The sequence below is a fragment of the Mesorhizobium sp. M7A.F.Ca.US.006.04.2.1 genome (genome assembly GCF_004022915.1).
GTDB lineage: Bacteria > Pseudomonadota > Alphaproteobacteria > Rhizobiales > Rhizobiaceae > Mesorhizobium > Mesorhizobium ciceri.
Genome location: NZ_RZQA01000560.1, coordinates 1 through 4,323 on the forward strand (window position 1 = coordinate 1; position 4,323 = coordinate 4,323).

General features: G+C 64.3%; 6 protein-coding genes. All 6 read right to left on the reverse strand.

Annotated elements, in window-relative coordinates:
- The coding region (locus tag EN925_RS25170; RefSeq protein WP_348630364.1) for an FAD-dependent oxidoreductase at window positions 1-534 on the reverse strand (534 nt) is incomplete at its 3' end.
- A 139-nt stretch (window positions 535-673) separates the two neighbouring features.
- Complete coding sequence (locus tag EN925_RS25175; protein WP_024503399.1) at window positions 674-1,273, reverse strand: VOC family protein; 600 nt, start codon at window positions 1,271-1,273, stop codon at window positions 674-676.
- A gap of 78 nt (window positions 1,274-1,351) precedes the next feature.
- Window positions 1,352-2,188: an ATP-binding cassette domain-containing protein gene (locus EN925_RS25180; RefSeq protein ID WP_127388299.1), complete on the reverse strand. Its 837-nt coding sequence runs from the start codon at window positions 2,186-2,188 to the stop codon at window positions 1,352-1,354.
- The gene (locus tag EN925_RS25185) at window positions 2,181-3,059 is read right to left on the reverse strand and encodes an ABC transporter ATP-binding protein (RefSeq protein WP_127369126.1); all 879 of its coding nucleotides are present in this window, start codon (window positions 3,057-3,059) and stop codon (window positions 2,181-2,183) included. The genes EN925_RS25180 and EN925_RS25185 overlap by 8 nt, the downstream gene beginning before the upstream one ends.
- Window positions 3,056-3,904 carry an ABC transporter permease gene (locus EN925_RS25190; RefSeq protein ID WP_013527973.1) on the reverse strand — a complete coding sequence of 283 codons (849 nt, stop codon included), beginning with the start codon at window positions 3,902-3,904 and terminating at the stop codon, window positions 3,056-3,058. The genes EN925_RS25185 and EN925_RS25190 overlap by 4 nt, the downstream gene beginning before the upstream one ends.
- The coding region (locus EN925_RS25195; RefSeq protein WP_164761378.1) for an ABC transporter permease at window positions 3,897-4,323 on the reverse strand (427 nt) is incomplete at its 5' end. The genes EN925_RS25190 and EN925_RS25195, both read right to left, overlap by 8 nt.

Genomic DNA, 4,323 nt, shown 5'->3' on the forward strand with positions numbered 1-4,323 from the left:
GATGAAGGTGAAGGCGTCGTCGAATTTCTGGTTGGTGCCGAGCCAGACGAACTTGCATTTGCGGGTGTCGATGTCGGGCTTGAAGATGTCGACGAAACTGTTGCGCGCCCTGGAGTTCAGGCCGTCGGCAGCGACGACCAGATCGTGCGTCTCCATGTAAGGCTTGGGATCGGCGATGTCGGTCTCGAACATCAGCTTGACGCCGAGTTCACGCGCCCGGCGCTGCAGCAGGACCAGCAGCCGCTTGCGGCCGATGCCGCAGAAGCCGTGTCCTGACGAGACCGTGCGCACGCCGTCATGGATGACTGCGATGTCGTCCCAGTAGGCAAAGTGCTTCTTGATCCAGACGGCGCTGACCGGATCGTTTTTCGACAGATTGTCGAGCGTTTCGGCCGACAGCACGACGCCCCAGCCGAACGTGTCGTCGGCGCGGTTGCGCTCGAACACCGTCACATCGTGGGCGGCGTCCCTCAATTTCATCGAAATGGCAAAGTAGAGGCCGGCTGGTCCGCCGCCGAGAACCGCAACCTTCATCTGTGCGATCTCCTCTTCGCTTGCTGGAGTTCAGTATCGCGCCGGCGACAAGATATTTCAAGCTTAAAGTTTTATATCAGAAGATCGTCCTGACATGGCGAAAGCGCGCCTGCGTGTCATCACGCAAGCGCGCTGCCGATCACTTTTCCGGGTTCTTCGGGCTCCACAGCACCGTCTCGGCGCCCTTCTCATAGGCCATGCCATCGGGATAGCTGATCGCTTCCAGTTGCAGCCCCCACGGCGCCTGGAAATAGAGGATGGTCTGGCCGGCGGCGGGTCCTTCCTTGACCGGCAGCGGCCCCATCCGCGTCTTGACGCCCTTGCCTTCGAGATAGGCTTTGGCAGCGGCGACGTCGTCGACATAGAAGGCGATGTGGAAGCCGCCAATGTCGCTGTTCTTCGGCGTCAGGTCCTTCTGGTCCGGTGCTGTGTATTTGAACAGCTCGATGTTCGAGCCGTAGCCACAACGCACCATGGTGACCTCTTCGATCACCGCCTTCGGATCGACGCCCAGGAGATCCTGCATGAAGGTGCCCTTGTCGTCGGCGAACGGGCCGAACGACATCGCCTTCTTGCAGCCGACCACTTCGGTGAAGAAGTCGACCGCCTGCTTCATGTCGGGAACCGTGATCCCGGTGTGGTCGTGGCCGCGCATGCCCGGGATCGAATCCGCCGAGGCCATGCCGGCGCTGCCGAGCATTGCGGCGGCGAGCGTTGCAATTGCGATTGTGGTCTTCATGTCAGTCCTCTCCATTTGGCGGGACTTGGGTCTTTGTGGTCGCACGTCCGAGGCCCGCTCGTCGGCGTGCGTATGCATTCATGTCGGCGCCTTGGCGGCGGAAGGAATGTCCAGCCAGCTCGCATCGATCTCGGGCAGAGGAATGGCCGCGATGAGATCGCGCGTGTAGGCCTGCTGCGGCTTGTCGAACAAGGCGTCGGTGGCGCTGGCCTCGACGATCATGCCTTCGCGCATGACGATCACTTGCCGGCACAGCCGCCGGATGACAGACAGATCGTGGCTGATGAAAGCGACGGTCAGCCCCATCTCCGCCGCCAGCTTTTCCAGCAGCGTCAGGATCTGCGCCTGCGTCGACACGTCGAGTCCGGAGACGATCTCGTCGGCCAGCACGAATTTCGGCGACAGCGCCAGCGCACGCGCAATGCCGACGCGCTGGCGCTGGCCGCCAGACAGTTCGTGGCGGTAGCGGCTGGCAAAACTTTGCGGCAGGCCGACACGCCGCAGCGCCTCGGCGACGCGCGCCTTCAGGTTGTCGCCAAGACCATTCTGCTTCAAAGGCGCGGCGATAATGCTGGCAATGGTGCGGCGCGGGTTGAGCGACGACATCGGATCTTGAAAAATCATCTGCAGATTGCGCCGCAGCGGCCGCAACTCCGCTTCCGGCAGATTGGTGATGTCGCGGCCGTCGAAGTTGATGCTGCCGGCGCTTGGCTCCAGCAGGCGCACCAGCGCGCGGCCGAGCGTCGACTTGCCCGAACCGGATTCGCCGACAATGCCGGTCACCGAGCCCCGCGGCAGGTCGAAGTCCAGGCCCTTCAGGATTTCGACCAATGGCGCGCGGCCGATCAGCGGCTTGCGCGTCATGTCGGGCAGCGCGACCTTCAGCCCGCGCACGGAGAACAACGGTTCAACCATGCGGCCGCCTCCAGGCTTGGTCGGCGGCAGCGATCTCCGAAGCAAGTCCGGCCAGCACCGCCTCGTCCACCGGTCTTAGCGAGGCGAAAGGATCGGTGTAGCGTGGCGTCGCCGCGATCAGCGCCCGTGTGTAGGGGTGCTGCGGCGCGGCGAAGAGCGCTGCGGTCTCGGCCTCCTCCACCACCTTGCCGGCATAGAGCACCGAGACCCTCTGGCTGATCTTGGCGACGACGCCGAGATCATGGGTGACGAACAGGATCGCGGTGCCGTGCTCGCGCTGCAATTGTGCGATCAGCCGCAGGATCTGCTTCTGCACGGTGACGTCGAGCGCCGTGGTCGGCTCGTCGGCGACGATCAGCCTTGGCTCGGCGGCGAAGGCGGCAGCGATCAGCACGCGCTGGCGCATGCCGCCGGACAGTTCGTGCGGATAGCTTTTGAGCACGCGGTCGGGGTCGCGGATCTGCACCTCGTCCAGCAACTGGCGAATGCGGGTATCGGCCTTCTCGCCACTCCAGCCGAGGATGCGCACCAGCCGGTCGGTCATCTGCGAGCCGATGCGGCGCGACGGGTTGAGCGCGGTCAGCGGGTCCTGCGGGATTAGCGCCGTGCATGCCCCGATCAGCGTGCGCCGCGCCTTGGGCTGCAATTTGCCGAGGTCTTCGCCCTCGAGCCGCATGTCGCCTTCGACGATGCGCACGCTCGACGGCAGCACACCGAGCACCGCCTTGCCGATCATCGTCTTGCCGGCGCCGCTTTCGCCGACCAGCGCGCGGACCTCGCCGGGCTGAACGGCAAGCGACACCGAGCGCAATACGCGCTGGCCGTTGGGCAGCACGGCGCTCAGATCCCTGATGTCGAGACAGGCGCTCATCGCAGCACCGGATCGAAACGCGTCTTCAGCGCCTCGCCGAACTGGCTGAACGACAGCACGGTCAGGATCAGCGTGATCAGCGGAAATACGAGCACCCACCACGCCTGATGGATCGACAGCCGGCCCTCGGCGATGATGCCGCCCCAGGTCGGGTCGTCGGTCGAGATCGACAGATTGACGAAGGACAGGATCGCCTCGACGATGACGGCGATGCCCATCTCCAGCGACAGCAGCGCCACGATCGACGGCACCACATTGGGCAGCACTTCGCGAAGCATGATGCCGATGCGGCCATAGCCGGCGATGCGGGCATTCTCGACATAGTCCATGCGCGACTGGCCCATCGTCTCGGCACGGATCACCCGGCAGAAACGCGTCCAGTCGATGATGGCGATGGCGAGGATGACGGAACTCAAGCCTGTGCCGAGCACCGCAACCAAAAGGATGGCGAACAGCACCGGCGGAAATGCCATCCAGACATCGACGATGCGCGAGATGATGCGGTCGGCCCAGCCGCCGAAATAGCCGGCTATCAGCCCCAGCATCGAGCCGACCAGGCAGGCGGCGATGGCCGCGGCGAAAGCGACGATGAAGGCGATGCGGCCGCCGAAGATCAGTCGCGACAACAGATCGCGGCCGAGGCTGTCGGTGCCGAGCCAATAGCCGGGTTCGGCGCCGGCCATCCAGAACGGCGGCAACCGTTCCAGCATCAAATCCTGCGCCAGCGGATCCTGCGGCGCGACCAGCGGCGCGAAGATTGCCGCCAGAAGCGCCAGCAGCAGCCAGCCGCCGGCCAGCCACAGACGCGGCGACACAGCTCGTCTTTGAGCGCGGCCCTCATCCATGGCGCAGCCTTGGATTGAGCAGTGCGTACATCATGTCGACGCTGAGGTTGATCAGCACGAACAGCAGCGCGAAGACCAGAACGATGCCCTGGATCAGCGGCAAGTCGCGGTTGATGACGGCGTCGATCGCCATGTTGCCGAGGCCTTCATAGGAAAACAGCCGTTCGACGATGACGGTGCCGCCGATGAGGAAGGTGAACTGCACGCCGACCAGCGTCAGCGTCGGCAGCGCGGCATTCTTCAGCGCTTCGCGCAGGATGACCTGCGTTTCCGAGAATCCCTTGACCCGCGCCAGCACGACGTAGTCGAGGTCGAGCACTTCCTTCAGCGACTGTTTCAGCAGCTGCGAGATGATCGCCGCCAGCGGCAGCGCCAGCGCCACGGCCGGCATCAGCATGTGTTTCAGCAGATCCCAGGTC